Origin of the sequence: Roseibium sp. TrichSKD4 (assembly GCF_000148725.1) — a bacterium.
GTDB lineage: Bacteria > Pseudomonadota > Alphaproteobacteria > Rhizobiales > Stappiaceae > Roseibium.
Genome location: NZ_GL476311.1, coordinates 207,158 through 222,203, shown reverse-complemented (window position 1 = coordinate 222,203; position 15,046 = coordinate 207,158). Strand labels below are relative to the sequence as shown.

At 53.3% G+C, this 15,046-nt stretch carries 11 protein-coding genes; 7 read left to right on the top strand and 4 right to left on the bottom strand.

Features of this window, described 5'->3' with window-relative positions:
- Window positions 1-3: 3 nt before the first annotated feature.
- A complete protein-coding gene (locus TRICHSKD4_RS09560; RefSeq protein WP_009467322.1) occupies window positions 4-528 on the bottom strand; it encodes a L,D-transpeptidase in 525 nt (174 codons plus the stop codon).
- A 200-nt stretch (window positions 529-728) separates the two neighbouring features.
- On the opposite strand from TRICHSKD4_RS09560, the gene TRICHSKD4_RS09555 reads away from it, so the two are divergent.
- The 6 genes from TRICHSKD4_RS09555 to TRICHSKD4_RS32285 all read left to right on the top strand — a co-directional run bounded on the left by TRICHSKD4_RS09555 (window position 729) and on the right by TRICHSKD4_RS32285 (window position 7,883).
- A complete protein-coding gene (locus TRICHSKD4_RS09555; protein ID WP_009467321.1) occupies window positions 729-1,412 on the top strand; it encodes a response regulator transcription factor in 684 nt (227 codons plus the stop codon).
- A gap of 25 nt (window positions 1,413-1,437) precedes the next feature.
- Entirely contained in the window at window positions 1,438-1,941 is a 504-nt protein-coding gene (locus TRICHSKD4_RS09550) for a cyclic nucleotide-binding domain-containing protein (RefSeq protein WP_040616608.1), read from the top strand.
- Between the two features lie 337 nt (window positions 1,942-2,278).
- Window positions 2,279-3,628 carry an IS5 family transposase gene (locus tag TRICHSKD4_RS09545; RefSeq protein ID WP_009465529.1) on the top strand — a complete coding sequence of 450 codons (1,350 nt, stop codon included), beginning with the start codon at window positions 2,279-2,281 and terminating at the stop codon, window positions 3,626-3,628.
- Window positions 3,629-4,178: 550 nt separating this feature from the next.
- Window positions 4,179-6,131, top strand: a complete 1,953-nt coding sequence (locus tag TRICHSKD4_RS09540; protein WP_139052036.1) for a M12 family metallopeptidase — start codon at window positions 4,179-4,181, stop codon at window positions 6,129-6,131.
- 103 nt (window positions 6,132-6,234) lie between these two features.
- Complete coding sequence (locus tag TRICHSKD4_RS09535) at window positions 6,235-7,587, top strand: IS1380 family transposase (protein WP_009466009.1); 1,353 nt, start codon at window positions 6,235-6,237, stop codon at window positions 7,585-7,587.
- Window positions 7,584-7,883 carry a hypothetical protein gene (locus TRICHSKD4_RS32285; RefSeq protein ID WP_009467318.1) on the top strand — a complete coding sequence of 100 codons (300 nt, stop codon included), beginning with the start codon at window positions 7,584-7,586 and terminating at the stop codon, window positions 7,881-7,883. The genes TRICHSKD4_RS09535 and TRICHSKD4_RS32285 overlap by 4 nt, the downstream gene beginning before the upstream one ends.
- Here TRICHSKD4_RS32285 and leuD read toward each other — a convergent pair.
- From leuD to TRICHSKD4_RS09515, 3 genes are all read right to left on the bottom strand, one after another.
- Window positions 7,853-8,458, bottom strand: coding sequence for a 3-isopropylmalate dehydratase small subunit (gene leuD / locus TRICHSKD4_RS09525; protein WP_009467317.1), 606 nt, complete (start codon window positions 8,456-8,458; stop codon window positions 7,853-7,855). The two genes, TRICHSKD4_RS32285 and leuD, sit on opposite strands and share 31 nt — an antisense overlap.
- A 28-nt stretch (window positions 8,459-8,486) precedes the next feature.
- The gene (gene argC, locus TRICHSKD4_RS09520; protein WP_009467316.1) at window positions 8,487-9,434 is read right to left on the bottom strand and encodes an N-acetyl-gamma-glutamyl-phosphate reductase; all 948 of its coding nucleotides are present in this window, start codon (window positions 9,432-9,434) and stop codon (window positions 8,487-8,489) included.
- A 97-nt stretch (window positions 9,435-9,531) separates the two neighbouring features.
- On the bottom strand, window positions 9,532-10,098 hold the full coding sequence (locus TRICHSKD4_RS09515) for a peroxidase-related enzyme (protein WP_009467315.1): 567 nt from the start codon (window positions 10,096-10,098) through the stop codon (window positions 9,532-9,534).
- A 136-nt stretch (window positions 10,099-10,234) separates the two neighbouring features.
- On the opposite strand from TRICHSKD4_RS09515, the gene TRICHSKD4_RS09510 reads away from it, so the two are divergent.
- Window positions 10,235-15,043 carry an NAD-glutamate dehydrogenase gene (locus tag TRICHSKD4_RS09510; protein WP_009467314.1) on the top strand — a complete coding sequence of 1,603 codons (4,809 nt, stop codon included), beginning with the start codon at window positions 10,235-10,237 and terminating at the stop codon, window positions 15,041-15,043.
- The last annotated feature ends 3 nt before the right edge of the window (window positions 15,044-15,046 follow it).

Here is a 15,046-nt window from a genome sequence, read left to right as displayed (position 1 = left end):
TGGTTAGCCGATCCGCATCACCGTACCGGGACGGACCTCGGCAAGCAGCGTTCTCATATGCATTGGATCAATGGCGACACAGCCCTCTGTCGGGCGATAGTCTTCCCGCGCAATGTGAAAGAAGATGGCGCTGCCTTTACCGCGAATAGGCGGGTGCATATTGCAATCCAGAACCACCACAATGTCGTAAAGCCGGTCCTGGCGCCACATTTTCTCATGGCTCCTGGAAAAGGGGAGTTGCACAGGTCGATTATAGCGTGAGTGGGCCGGATCATCACACCAGCCATCGCTCTGTTGGATCACGTCCAGAGGCAAATGAGCACGCGGGCGCGGCCCCTTGTCTGCCCGAAAATAGATATTCAGCAATTCAAACGTGCCAGATGGTGTCGCACCATCGCCTTCGCGTTTGAACCGGGTAATCCCGGATCGTCCCAGCGCACACGGAAACGTGAACCCGCCAAACCGCAAGAGGCCTTTGCGTTTATCGGACGGCAGCGCCCGAACATCAATGATCCCGCCAGTTTCCAAATTTCACCTGCTGCTTCGCAATTCACACCACTTTGTCATTAACAATCACAGATAAACCATTGTTAAAAGCTGCGTGAAGTAGATTTGACGGGGATGAGACTTGTGTGCGGAGACTTTCGTTCACACAAAGTGTTGAAGAATGAACAAGATAGGGCTGTAGTTGAACAGCCAGAGTTTCAAGGACCGCGAGGAGCAAGCCAATGACTGCCCGCACAATATTGATTGTCGACGACGATACCGAGTTGCGCGAAGCGCTGGTTGAACAGCTGTCTCTTTATGACGAGTTTGAAACCTACCAAGCCGACACTGCGACCAATGGCATTGGCATGGCGAAGGAAGAGCACGTCGATCTGGTGCTGATGGATGTTGGCTTGCCGGATATCGATGGCCGAGAAGCCGTGAAGCTGTTGCGCAAAAATGGGTTCAAAGCGCCCATTATCATGCTGACCGGGCAAGACGGCGACAGCGACACTATTTTAGGTCTTGAAGCCGGGGCAAATGACTATGTCACCAAGCCCTTCAAGTTTGCAGTTCTTCTGGCACGCATTCGCGCCCATCTGCGCCAGCACGAGCAAAGCGAAGACGCAACTTTCGTCATTGGGCGTTATTCCTTCAAACCGGCCGGAAAGGTTATGGAGGAAGACGGCGGCGGCAAAATCCGCCTGACCGAAAAAGAAACGTCAATCCTGAAGTTCCTCTATCGCAACGGCGAAAAGCCCGTCACCCGAGATGTGCTTCTCCATGAAGTCTGGGGCTACAATTCAGGTGTCACCACCCACACTCTCGAGACCCACATCTATCGTCTGCGGCAAAAAATCGAGCGTGATCCATCCAATGCAGAGCTTTTGGTCACAGAAGCTGGTGGATACAAGCTTGTGCCATAAGGCGAAATAGGCGAAACCTTTGCCTATGAGTCTCGCACAAGACATAGCCGTTTTACGTCAAATCCCAATGCTGGCCGATTTTCAGGATGACCAGCTTCGGCTTTTGGCGTTCAGTGCAGAGGCTCTTGAGTATCTGGACGGACAGACCCTTTTCGACGAAGGGGAACGTGCCGATGGCGGTCTTGTCATCGCCGACGGCGAGGTCTCCTTGCAAAAACGCGGCGAAAAGGGCTTTTCAGAAACGGATAAGGCTCCAAAGGGCAGCCTTCTCGGCGAAAGCGCACTTTTAATCGAAACGCGGCGCCCCTGCCGTGCCATCGCGATTGGCAACGTGCGGGTAATCCGCATCCGCCGGGCCCTGTTCAAACGGATGATCCAGGAATATCCGGAACTAGCCCAACAACTGTTCGACATGCATGCTGCACGGTATCAGAAAACCGTAAATGCCTTGCGTCCAATTGGTGCGAAAATGGTCGAGCTGGACGATGTATCGTCCCATATCAAATCTCGAAATAAAGAAACCGACTAGAAGATCACAACATTACCATTTACCAACTACTGCTTTACTCTACATCACATAGTAATTAATCTGCATCCAAAATTTTGATATAGATTGAATTTTGGATAAGAAATGAACTTCAAAAGCATACTCAGCAAAACACTTTTCTTCTCGTCAGTAACTATATTTTCAACGTGGCTAATACAGCCAGCAATTGCTGCATGTAGCATGATACATACTGTCGGGAGCAATTAGTTCGCGCTGAAAAACCCCTTAACTGATTGAAGAGTATGGATACCCATTGGGTTTTGGATGTGTGAATATGCCGGTTAGTTGATCCGAAGCACGCATTTTCTGGCATATTCTCATGAGACCTTCAAAACGCAACAAACGGTGTGGCGATCTGTTCAAGGAACGCCTGGCCGCAATCATCGATATGAACCATTCGTTGGTGCGGCTGTCTGGTCTGATGCCTTGGGATGAATTTGATGCGGAGTTCGGCAGGCATTATCGCCCCTTGGGACGACCGGCCAAACCAACGCGTCTGATGGCCGGGCTGCACTTTCTCAAGCACATGTACGATCTTTCCGATGAAGAGACGGTTGAGCGTTGGGTTGAAAACCCCTACTGGCAGTCTTTCTGCGGTTTTGAGTTTTTCCAGCACCAATTCCCCATTGATCCCTCAACCATGACCCGCTGGCGCAAACGGATTGGTCCTGAGGGAATGGAAAAGCTTCTTTCTGCTACGGTAGGTGTTGCGATTGAGAGCGGGACGATCAAGAAGAGCAGCCTTGAGCGGGTCTTGGTTGATACGACCGTTCAACCCAAAGCCATTGCCCATCCCACCGATAGCCGTCTTTATCACAAGGCCTTGCAGCTTCTGGTGCGCCAGGCCAAGAGGGCCGGCATCATCTTGCGTCGCAGCCATACCAGAGTTGCCAAAAAGGCGGCCTTGATGGCGGGCCGTTATGCCCATGCCAAACAGTTCAAGCGGATGCGCCGGGAACTCAAAAAGCTGAAGACCTATCTGGGCCGGGTCTATCGCGACATCTCCCGCAAGATCGCAGGCAACGAAGGTCTTGAGCACCGGTTCTCCCGTCTGCTGGGACTGGTGGAGCGGCTTCTGGCCCAGACCCCCAAGGACAAAAACAAGATTTATTCCATGCATGCGCCGGAAGTGGCCTGTATTGCCAAGGGCAAGGCGCGAACACCTTACGAGTTCGGGGCCAAGGTTGGCATTGCCACGACCAATCGGGAAGGATTGGTTCTTGCGGCGAGGGCTTTTGAGGGCAATCCCTATGATGGGCACACCTTGAATGACACCATCAGTCAGGCTGAGAAAGTCTGCGGCACCAAAGCTGAGCGTGTCTATGTGGACCGTGGCTATCGGGGGCATGATTATGAGGGCGACGCCAAGGTCATGATCTCCGGCCAGAAGCGCGGGCTGACGGCACAGATGAAGCGTGAGCTGAAACGACGATCAGCGATCGAGGCCACCATCGGCCACATGAAAACAGATGGACGACTTGACCGGAACTTCCTCAATGGCAAAAATGGCGATGCCATCAACGCCCTGCTGGCCGCAGCCGGTCATAACCTGCGTCTGATCCTCAATGCACTGATCATTTTGCTGCTCTGGATCACAAACCCCATCCCCAAACCGGTCAAATCGAATATTTGCGTATTGCTTCGGCCACGCGCAACATCAATGGCTTAGACGTTGTTCAGGGCGGACCAATTATGATGAGCTTGATGACTGGAAGGTCACAACTCGGATCATCCCTGTGAAGTTAAAAGGCGTTCAAACAACGGTTCACAAGGGCACATTCTCTCAAAGTGTGATCCGGAACACTGAAGCTGGACAGTACATTGTAGCCATCGCATCACCCGGACACGAACGGCTTTTCAAGTCGATCAATCACACCTGCTCAGACAGCCAATCACAACGACGCTATTCCCACACTCTAAATGTCAAATCTGGAAAATTGATCGAAGCAAACATCCGGTTGCCATTCACCGGCAAGAAACAAAAAATAACTCTACGGGTAAAAAACGGAAAAGCCTACGCTTTTGGGGACATAGCTCTCGGCCCGTTGGACGAGCTTCTGCGACATAATACAAGTGAAAGTCCCAAGAGTTATTATAAAGGCTTGCCACAGTTTGCCGGACGCGCACCCAAATCACCGCAATTATCCCGGTCCAATCCAAACCAAATCGCCAGCTTCCAGACCAAAAGACAACCTCTCGCTTGGGTAAATGACCCTACGATGCTCTGGCCGAACGGTGTGCTGCGCTATGACTTTGATCCAACCGCAACCTTCAATGGAAAGCAAAAGGACTTCATCCGAAGTGAACTTCGGGAAATCGAGGCCGTCACAAATGTCCGCTTTATTGAACATACACCCTCTCCTCATGATCAGTTCGCGTCACCGGAAAAGCAAAACTTTGTCCGAATTGTCGAGGGTACAGATCCAAGTGCTTGTGGCTCGTCATCTATCGGCATGCAGGGGCGAATGCAGCAGCTCGAACTAAAGAAAAGCTGCATCAAACCAGGAGATAGGACCGTAAAACACGAGTTTCTACATGCTCTGGGTGTCTATCATGAACACAATCGACCAGATCGGCACCTTCATGTTGATTTTCATGAAGAGCATCTCCAGCATTTAGACAAAGCACATAACTTCAATCAAAAAACACTCGCTCATACTCATGGAGATTATGACGCAAGTTCCATCATGCATTACCGGTCCGACGCCTTTGCCATTGAAGGCAGGAACACTCTGACCTGCAAATCTGGTTGCAAAACGGAGGAGATGGGCGGAAACGAACTAAGCCGTACTGACATCCTCGGCCTTCTTGAAATGTATCCAGGTTTTTTGAACCATCTCGGAGGGCTGGAGTGGGAGCCACGGATTTCGACGATCGACATTGCGATCGGGGATATCACTGGAGACGGGCAAGCAGAAATCATAACCGTTCGAAATGCAGACAAAGAAGGCCTTGCGCGCATCCAGATTGTTGAATCATGGAACGACTGGAAAAACCTACGCGGCAAATATGATGACGGTCGTGGATGGGGAGACGGAGCCATTGGATTGTCGGTCTCGGTCGGCAATATAGATGACGACCCGGAGTTGGAGTTTGCAGTCTCCCGGCGCCAGTCCGTCAATATGCGTGCCGCTTTGTACGACTATATCAATGACGATCCCAATCTTGAGCCGAACAGGGGTGAGGTCAAAGTCGCTCAAACCTTTGGCGATACTTGGCCGAAAAACCTTCATGTACGACAAGTCCTGTTCAAAGACCTAGACGCAGATCAAAGAGACGAACTCATTTTAGTAACCAATGCGGCCAGTTTGCCTTCTGGAAGAACATCGGAAACGGCAACCGTTGGCCCTCTTCTCGTAATGAAGCGCAACCCGGCAAGCAGGCAGTTTGAGCAAGTCTTCGATATAAACGGGCAATTGCTCCCCGGCACAAAGGTAACGCGCGTCTCCTTGGGCGACACGAACCGCAATGGCAAACTTGAGTTTCTGGTGACCACAGACGCAAAAAAGACCGGTACGCCGCGATTTGCGATTTTCGAAATGCCAGATACACCAGAGATCGGCAAAACCAAAAATCTGACTAAAGTCTTTGAAGGTGGCCACGGCTGGGGCGACGAAAATTATGCGACGGATATTAGTGTCAGCAATCCGACACCTATAGCGGGTCAATGGATACACCCATGGATCGCGATAAGCCGACGTTCCTTTGTAAACAACCGGGTTTCAATCTACCAATTCGACCCATTGGCAAAAGACTATATCTTCAAGGGGAAGCAGGGGCTGAAGTGGGGCAAAAATCACTACGCCCACAGGGTCAAATTCGTGGATTATGACGGAGACCTTGACGACGATCTTATAGTCATCCGCCGTCCGAGAAAGAATTTTAACAGTGAAGAAGATCGCTTGAGATTTGTCGAAAACAACTCTTTTCGAGACCCCACCCTTTGGCGAGAGTTCGGCTTTGGTTTTTACCCACTATCGAACCGACAGTATATCACCTCACTTGCCATCGGAGATGTGGATGGAAATGGAAGTCTGGAACTTGCTGTTGGAAACTCGGCTTGGAGCCCGTTGATATTATCAGGAGGCGGAGGTTTCGGCGGGAAGGCACCCAAACTGAAAACCGCCGCATCCAGAAGGTTTGGGGTCCTGAACCTTCCTAATTCGCCGTAAGTTTCTAAACCCGGATTTCCCAAGTAGTCAGCTGATTTAGCTTCTTCTATCCTATTTTTCTCTTTATATTACAGCGTGTTACTTGATGACGGAGGGCTGAAAAATGGCACACCCAACGGGTGCGGGTTCTGAGAGCGATTTTCGGCTGGATTTTGACCCTCGGGTGCGGTTGGAATTCCACGGTTCAAAGATCAGTTCTGATGGCGGTCTTCTGCTTTACCGGGAGCTTGATGACGCCCTTGGCCTTTTCGGCAAAGCGGTTCGGTTCCTTCGGGATACCCGCAAAGGTAAGAATGGCGTTCACACCTTGATGGGCCTGCTGCGCCAATCGATATTTGGTCGCCTTGCGGGCTATGAAGATGTGAATGATGCCGTGCGTCTGTCGCGTGACCCGGTAATGCGCCAGATTATCGGGGGCCGTGCCGTTGACACTCAGGCGGCATCCTCCTCCCAGATGGGCCGCTTTGAGACTGAGGTGCTCGCGACTGCCGCCAACAGGGAAGCCTTGGCCGATATGCCCGGTCAATGGATTGATGCGGTGCATGGTCGCCAAGGACTGAACTACATCACCTTGGACATGGATAGCTCTGTCAGCCCCACCCATGGCGCTCAGGAGGGAACCGCATGGAACGGGCATTTCGGCTGCAACTGCTATCACCCATTGTTCATCTTCAATCAGTTTGGCCACTTGGAACGCTGTGCCCTGCGCAATGGCAGCGTCCACAGCGCGGATGACTGGAAGGCTCTTCTGATACCCGTCATTGCGCGCTATGCAGAGCGCGACATCATGCGCTTCTTTCGCGCTGATGCCGCCTTTGCCATTCCGGAACTTTACGAGACTTTAGAGGCTGAAGGGTACCGCTACGCCATCCGCCTCAAAAAGAACGCTGTGCTGGAAGAGAAGATCAGCCATCAGCTGACCCGCCCCGTGGGACGTCCCTCAAAGACAAAGATCAAGCGCTTCTATGAGGTTTTTGAGTATCAGGCTGCTTCATGGAGCAAGCCCCGTCAGGTGGTTGCCAAGATCGAATGGTATCCCGGTGATCTATTCCCTCGCGTGGGTTTTGTCGTCACCAACTTGCCGATGGAGCCGGAATGGATCATCCGCTTCTACAATCAGCGCGGCACAGCCGAACAGCACATCAAAGAAGGCAAGAACGCCATCACTTGGACCCGCCTGTCCTGCAAGCGGTTCTGTGACAATGAGGTCCGGCTTCAGCTTCACGCATTGGCGTATAACCTTGGTGTCTTCCTGCAAGGGCTAGACCTCCCGGAAGAGGTCGCCGACTGGTCGCTGACAAGTATCCAGAGCCGCCTCATCAAAATCGGGGCAAAGGTCGTACGCCATGCGCGCAAAATCACGTTCCAACTGGCAGAGGTGGCTGTATCAGGCTACGTCTTCGGACGAATCCTCGCCGCAATCCGCGCCCTCAAGCCCCCGCCGAGGCCTGCATGACGCTCCAAACAACGAAACCAACACAAATGCGGCTCCACAGCTGTGTCTTGTCGCAGCCCAAACGGGATAAAGTCCACGAAAAGCTCAAAAACCGCGCTTACGTAACCGTCAAAATCGATAATCGCCCCGACAACGCTGCCGTCAGAGTTGCAAACGTCCGTGAAAACGGTCAACCTCGTCGCAACACACAGTTACTTGGGAAATATCCGCTAAAAAAAGCCGACGTTTCCGCCGGCTTTCTTGACTTGACCTTTCAAGCGATCACTCAGGCCCACGGACGACTGTCTGCGATTTGACCTTCAAAGCTGTCAATGGAAGCGCTTTTGGCAAGCGTCAATCCGATGTCATCAAGTCCGTTCAGCAGGCAATGCTTACGGAAGGGATCGATTTCAAAGGAAATCTCCCCGCCATCCGGTCCCTTGATCACCTGGGCTTCCAGATCAACGGTCAAGGTCGCGTTGGCACCACGCGATGCATCATCCAGAAGCTTTTCAAGCTGCTCTTCCGAAACCTGAATCGGCAAAATGCCGTTCTTGAAGCAGTTGTTGTAGAAGATATCGGCAAAGCTGGTGGAAATCACACAGCGAATACCAAAGTCCAGAAGCGCCCAAGGTGCGTGCTCACGGGAAGAGCCGCAGCCGAAATTATCACCAGCAACGAGGATCTTAGCATCCTTATAAGCTGGTTGATTAAGAATGAAATCGGCATTGACCGAGCCATCATCATTTGTACGCATTTCGTGAAAGAGAGCCGTACCAAGGCCTGTGCGCTTGATAGTCTTCAAAAACTGTTTCGGGATGATCATGTCCGTGTCGATGTTGACGATCGGCAACGGAGCAGCCACTCCGGTCAGCGTGGTGAATTTATCCATGGCGATTGGTTCCCGTTGTTATTCTGTGTCAGGCGGCAAGGCTGGTGGACTGCTCCACCCCGAGCATAAGGTTCAGGTTCTGAACCGCTGCTCCGGACGCGCCCTTGCCCAGATTGTCGTAAACAGCGATCAGGACCGCCTGTGCCCGTTGGTCATTTGCAAATACATGAAGCCGCAAGCGGTTGGTGTCATTGAGCGCTTGCGGGTCCAGCTCATCACTCTTCTGAATGTCCGTCAGCGGAGCCACTTCCACGAAGCCATTGGCCGCTGCAAAGTGATCACTGACCGCTGCATGAATGTCGGCGCCACTTGGTACCTTATCCAAACCGCCAAAGCACAGAGGCACCATTGTCAACATGCCCTTGTAGTAGTTCCCAACTGCTGGGGTGAAGAGCGGTGCAGACGTCAGGCCCGTGTAATGGGTCATCTCTGGCAAGTGTTTGTGGCTCAATCCAAGCGCATAAGGCGCGAACATGTTGGCCGAACTCTCATTTGCCTCATAATCGGCAATAAGTCCCTTGCCGCCACCGGAATACCCGGAAATGCCATTGACTGTCACAGCGAAATCAGCGGGCAAAAGGCCCGCAGAAATCAGCGGCCGAAGACCTGCAATCATGCCCTGCGGCCAACATCCCGGATTGGTCACCCGTTTGGAGGTCCGGATAGCTTCTTCTTGAGTGCGGTCCATTTCCGCAAATCCATACGTCCAGCCATCCGCCACCCGATGAGCCGAAGACGCATCGATCACCCGCGTCGTGTCGTTTTCAATGAGAGACACGCTTTCCCGCGCCGCGTCATCCGGCAGGCACAAAATAGCGATATCGGACTTGTTCAGGTAATCCGCCCGCGCCGATGTGTCCTTGCGCAGCTCATCAGGGATCGACAGCAGCTCGATGTCGCGGCGGACGGCGAGGCGCTCACGGATTTGTAGACCCGTTGTTCCTGCTTCACCATCAATGAACACGCGCGCAACCATCGCCCGGCTCCCTCTCCATTTGTCCGTTCAGAATTGTTCGAAGGGTGGATTTACACCTTCTTGTCCGTTCTGTCACCGGCTTCAATGCGTTGAAAGCTCAACGCGCCATTGAATGATACTCATCATTCGGACGCATGTCGCTCGCGGCCGCCACCCGGTTGGTCATGTTGTAAAAGGCGGCAACCGAAGAAATGTCCCAAATATCTCGATTCGAAAAGCCAGCATCACGCAAAGCCTGACGGTCACCTTCTTCAATCTCGGCCGGACGCTCGGTCAGCTTCACGGAAAAGTCCAGCATGGCGCGTTGACGCGTGTCGAGGTCGGCTGCCCTATAGTTCATGACCAGCATTTCACCCAACATAGGATCGCCGGAAAGTTGACGCACTGCAGCACCATGAGCTGTGAGGCAATAAAAACAACGATTGACGGCAGAGACTGCTACGGCAATCATTTCACGGTCAAGTTTACTGAGGCCGCTCTCGGCCAACATCAGATCGTTGTACATTTCCGTGAACGTGCGCAGTTTCGTTTCATCGAAGGAGTACGCAAGAAGAACATGAGGAACCAGACCGAGCTTTTCCTGGCAGAGGTCGAAATAGGCTTTGGTCTCAGAGCTCAAAGGTTCCGCACTGTTAATATCCAAAGCCGTGATTTTCTTGGACAAATTATCTCTCCATTCACAAAAACACCGGAAAACCCAGTTCAAGGTATCAGCGTAAACATCATAGTCACATATACGGCTGACGATGACGCTAAGGAAATCCCACCGCACACGACACAAGGGGTCAAGGGGAAAACAAATGCCGGACAAACGCGAGCCCGCCAAAGCCAAATTGATTGCCGCAACAATCGCCAAGCTCAAGAAAGAAAACGAAGCGCTCGCTGAGTTCGCTACGGCTTTTTACACGCGTGGAGCAGCAGAGGACCTTGTCAGCTACAGCGTTGAAGAACTTATCGAATTTGCAAAAATTGCGTGGGATGACTTTCAGGTTCACGAACACGGCACACACCGGGTGAGCATCACCAACCCGGATCTGAAGATCAAAGATGCCCGCGCTTCTGAACTAACTGTCATTGAGGTCGTCAATGACAACATGCCGTTCCTGGTTGATTCGGTCATGGACGAGATTCAGGAGAGCAAACTTGAGGTACACCTCGTTCTGCACCCGATTTTCATCGTTGAGCGTGATGCAAAAGGAAAACTCAAGTCCGCAAAAGAACGCAAGCGCACACCCAAGCATAAGGACCGCCAGGAAAGCCTGATCCACATTCACGTTAACCGGATCGACAATCCGGAAGCACGCAAGGTTCTCGAAGAACGGTTGAATGCCGTGCTTCAGGATGTCCGCTCTGTGGTGAACGACTTCTTGCCCATGCGCGAACGCCTGCAAGAAGCCATTGACAGCTACAAGACTGCCCAGCTTGACGGCAGCAGCGACGAACTCTGGGAAGCCATTCATTTTCTGGAGTGGATGACGAAGGACAACTTCATCTTCCTTGGAATGCGCGAATATAAATTCGACGGCGGCGTGGTCGATGGGGAACTTTCCCCAAATGATGGAACTGGCCTTGGGCTGCTGAATGATCCGGAAGTTCGCGTGCTGCGCCGGGGAAAAGAGTTTGTTCAGATCACCCCGGAAATCCGGGAATTCCTGCAAAATCCAGAACCTTTGATCATCGCCAAAGCCAACGTCAAAAGCCGGGTCCACCGCCGCGTTCATATGGATTATGTCGGCGCTAAACTATTTGACGACGACGGCAAGATGATCGGTGAACTTCGGATCGTCGGCCTTTATGCCTCCACAGCCTACACCGAACCAACCAACACGATCCCGTTCTTGCGCCGCAAGACAGCAAGCGTGCTTGCCAAGGCAGGTTACAGTCAGGAAAGCTATTCCGGACGCGCGCTCTCCAATGTCATGGAAGCATTCCCCCGCGACGAGCTGTTCCAGATCGACAAAGACACTCTCTACGACTTTGCCCTCGCCATCCTGCAGCTTGATGAGCGTCCGCGAATCCGGGTGTTGCCGCGCCTGGACCGATTTGATCGCTACGTCTCGATCCTGTGTTTCGTTCCCCGCGATCGGTACACCACCGAGGTCCGGCTCAATATCGGCACCTATCTCGCCAACATTTATGATGGTCGGCTGTCCGCATGGTACGTGACGTATATGGAAGGCCCGTTGGCCCGCGTGCATTACATTGTTGGCCGCGACAAGGGTCCAACCCCCAAGCCCGATCAGGACGAACTGGAAAAGGCCGTTGCGGAGATGATCCGTACTTGGCCGGACAGCTTGCGCGACGCGCTTAAAGAAAAATTTGATCCTGCGAAGGCTCGCGAACTGTCCGACCGCTATGCGCTGGCCTTCCACGGCGGCTACAAGGAAGTCTACAACGCAGCAACTGCGCTATCTGACCTGCAAAAGGTCGAAACCCTTTCAGACAAGACCCGCACCGCCATCACTTTCTTCCGCACAAGTGACGCCCAACAGGAGCGCCTGTCGCTGAAGGTCTATAATCACGCTGCGCCAATCCCGCTGTCAGCCCGTGTGCCGCTTTTGGAGAATATGGGCTTCCGCGTCATCAACGAGCGCACCTATCGCATCACTCCGGAAGCGCGCCCGCTCAGCTATCTCCATGAAATGTCGTTGGAACAGCGCTCAAACGGCACCTTTGAATTCACGGACGATCTGAAAGAGCGTCTGGAAGATCTCTACATGGCGATATGGCTGGGTCAGGCTGAAAATGACGGCTACAATCAGCTCGTCATGAGCGCTGGTCTTTCCTGGCGGGACATTGCCGCCATTCGCGCGCTGTCCAAATATCTGCGTCAAGCAGGCATCCGCTTCTCAGAAGACTATATGTGGACCGCGCTCAACAACTATCCGGCCATTGCCAGCAAACTGGTCGAGCTGTTCCACCTTCGCTTTGATCCGTCCAAGTCCAAGGGACGCGACAAGGCGATTGAGAAGCTGAACGGCGAGTTGATGGCGCAACTGGATGAAGTTGCCAGTCTTGATGATGACCGCATCGTGCGCCGCTTCCAGAACGCAATCGAGTCGATCCTGCGCACCAACTTCTTCCAGGAGGAGAAGAAAGGGCAGCCAAAGCCGACCATCGCGTTCAAGATCGAATCCCGCAAAATCGAGGATTTGCCGGACCCGAAACCCTTCCGCGAAATCTTCGTCTACAGCCCACGTGTCGAAGGCGTGCATCTGCGCTTTGGCATGGTCGCACGCGGAGGCCTGCGCTGGTCTGACCGCCCGCAAGATTTCAGAACAGAAGTTCTGGGCCTTGTGAAAGCCCAACAGGTCAAAAACGCCGTGATTGTTCCGGTTGGAGCAAAAGGTGGGTTTGTGCCGAAACAGCTTCCGGACATGAGCGACCGGGATGCCTGGTTCAAGGAAGGCACTGAAAGCTACAAGGTGTTCATCAACTCCCTGCTGGATGTGACGGACAATCTGGACGAGGACATCGTCGTTCCACCGAAAAAGGTTCAGCGCTACGATGGCGACGATCCATATCTCGTCGTCGCAGCCGACAAAGGCACGGCAACTTTCTCCGACACCGCCAACGGCATCTCTGAAGGACGTGACTTCTGGCTTGGCGATGCTTTTGCATCCGGCGGCTCTGCCGGGTACGACCACAAGAAGATGGGCATCACGGCACGCGGGGCATGGGAAGCGGTTAAACGTCACTTCCGCGAAATGAACCGCGACATTCAAACCGAACCATTTACAGCCGCCGGTGTCGGCGACATGTCCGGCGATGTGTTCGGCAATGGCATGCTGCTTTCCAAGGCCACAAAACTGGTCGCAGCCTTTGATCACCGGGACATCTTTATCGATCCGGATCCCGATCCGGCCAAAACCTGGAAAGAACGCAAGCGGATGTTCGATCTGGGGCGCTCGTCCTGGAAAGACTACAACACCAAGCTGATCTCCAAGGGCGGCGGCGTGTTCTCCCGTCAGGCCAAGTCCATTCCGGTTTCTGCGGAAATGAAGAAGCTTTTGGGCCTCACAGCAGCAAAGGCCACTCCGCAGGAAATCATGATGGCCATCCTGCGCATGAATATTGATCTTTTGTGGTTCGGTGGCATCGGCACCTACATTCGCGCCACAACCGAAACAGATGCCGATGCAGGTGACCGCGCCAACGACATGATCCGTATCACCACTCCGGAAGTCGGCGCAAAGGTCATCGGTGAAGGGGCGAACCTTGGTCTCACCCAACTGGCCCGCATCGAGTTCCACCGCAATGGTGGCCGCTGTAACTCAGACGCGATCGACAACTCCGCCGGGGTGAACTCCTCGGATATGGAGGTCAACATCAAGATCGCCCTTGGCGCAGCCATGAAAGCGCAAAAGTTGACACTGGAGAACCGCAACATCCTTCTGGCGGCGATGACCGACGAAGTGGCAGATTTGGTGCTTCGTAACAACTACCTCCAGACCCTCGCCATCTCCATGAGCGAGCGCAGGGGCATGGAAGACTTCGGTTATCAAATCCGCATGATGCGGCAGCTGGAACAGGCGGACCTTCTGGACCGCCGGGTCGAACAACTGCCTGATGAAGTCACTCTTGCCGACATGCGGGTCAACAATCAACACCTAACACGTGCGGAAGTCGGGGTACTTCTAGCCTATGCCAAGCTCACGCTGTATGACGCGCTTTTGGCAAGCACAGTTCCAGATGACAGCTATCTCGCCCGCGAACTCTTCCGCTACTTCCCGGACCAAATGGCCAAGGATTACGAGGAAGAAATCACCGGACACCGTCTGCGCCGCGAAATCATCGCGACAATGCTTGCAAACTCGATGATCAACCGTGGCGGCCCAACCTTCATGACCCGCCTTTTAGATCAGACCGGTGCAACAACCAGCGAAATCGCTCAGTGTTTCGTGGCAACACGCAACAGCTTTGGCCTGACAGAACTCTATGAAGAGATCGACGCTCTCGACACCAAGATCGATGGCACAGTGCAGCTTGGCCTCTACAGCCGGGTGCAGGATCTGCTTCTGGAGCGCGTTGTCTGGTTCAAGCGGAATGTCTCTTTCGAAAAAGGCATTTCCGCTGTTGTTGAGCGGTTCATGTCCGGTATCAGCAAGCTGAAAGGCAAGCTGGACACCATCGTAACCGAGAGCCAGCGGGATGATCTCGTCAAGACCGGTGAAGAGCTGACGGCAGCAGGTCTGCCTAAGCCGCTCGCACACCGGATTGCCTGGCTCCCGGCGGAAGCCTCCATTCCGGATATTGTCCTGATTTCGGAAGAAACCGGCGCGGATCTTATGAAAGCTGGCAAGGCCTACTTCGAGGTGGCCGCCCACTTCAGGATTGGAGCCATGCAAGAGCTAGCCAGCAGCTTCGACATCAACGACTACTATGATGGACTGGCGCTTGATCGCTCACGCGCCACCTTAGCGGCAGCGCATCGCAGCCTTTGCGCAAAAGCCATCAAGGAAGGCAGCTTTGGTGCCTGGTTGAAAGTAAACGAGCAAGCTGTCGAGCGCACCACACGCTCCATGGCAGATATCTTGGACGGTGATCTCAGCGTCTCCAAGTTCTCTGTTGCAGCGAGCCTTCTATCCGAAGCAGCAAGCGGACGATAAATT

Coding starts and splice junctions, on each gene's coding strand:
- TRICHSKD4_RS09555 (WP_009467321.1), top strand. CDS start 729: ATGACTGCCCGCACAATATTGATTGTCGACGACGATACCGAGTTGCGC.
- TRICHSKD4_RS09550 (WP_040616608.1), top strand. CDS start 1,438: ATGAGTCTCGCACAAGACATAGCCGTTTTACGTCAAATCCCAATGCTG.
- TRICHSKD4_RS09545 (WP_009465529.1), top strand. CDS start 2,279: ATGAGACCTTCAAAACGCAACAAACGGTGTGGCGATCTGTTCAAGGAA.
- TRICHSKD4_RS09540 (WP_139052036.1), top strand. CDS start 4,179: ATGCTCTGGCCGAACGGTGTGCTGCGCTATGACTTTGATCCAACCGCA.
- TRICHSKD4_RS09535 (WP_009466009.1), top strand. CDS start 6,235: ATGGCACACCCAACGGGTGCGGGTTCTGAGAGCGATTTTCGGCTGGAT.
- TRICHSKD4_RS32285 (WP_009467318.1), top strand. CDS start 7,584: ATGACGCTCCAAACAACGAAACCAACACAAATGCGGCTCCACAGCTGT.
- leuD (WP_009467317.1), bottom strand. CDS start 8,458: ATGGATAAATTCACCACGCTGACCGGAGTGGCTGCTCCGTTGCCGATC.
- argC (WP_009467316.1), bottom strand. CDS start 9,434: ATGGTTGCGCGCGTGTTCATTGATGGTGAAGCAGGAACAACGGGTCTA.
- TRICHSKD4_RS09510 (WP_009467314.1), top strand. CDS start 10,235: ATGCCGGACAAACGCGAGCCCGCCAAAGCCAAATTGATTGCCGCAACA.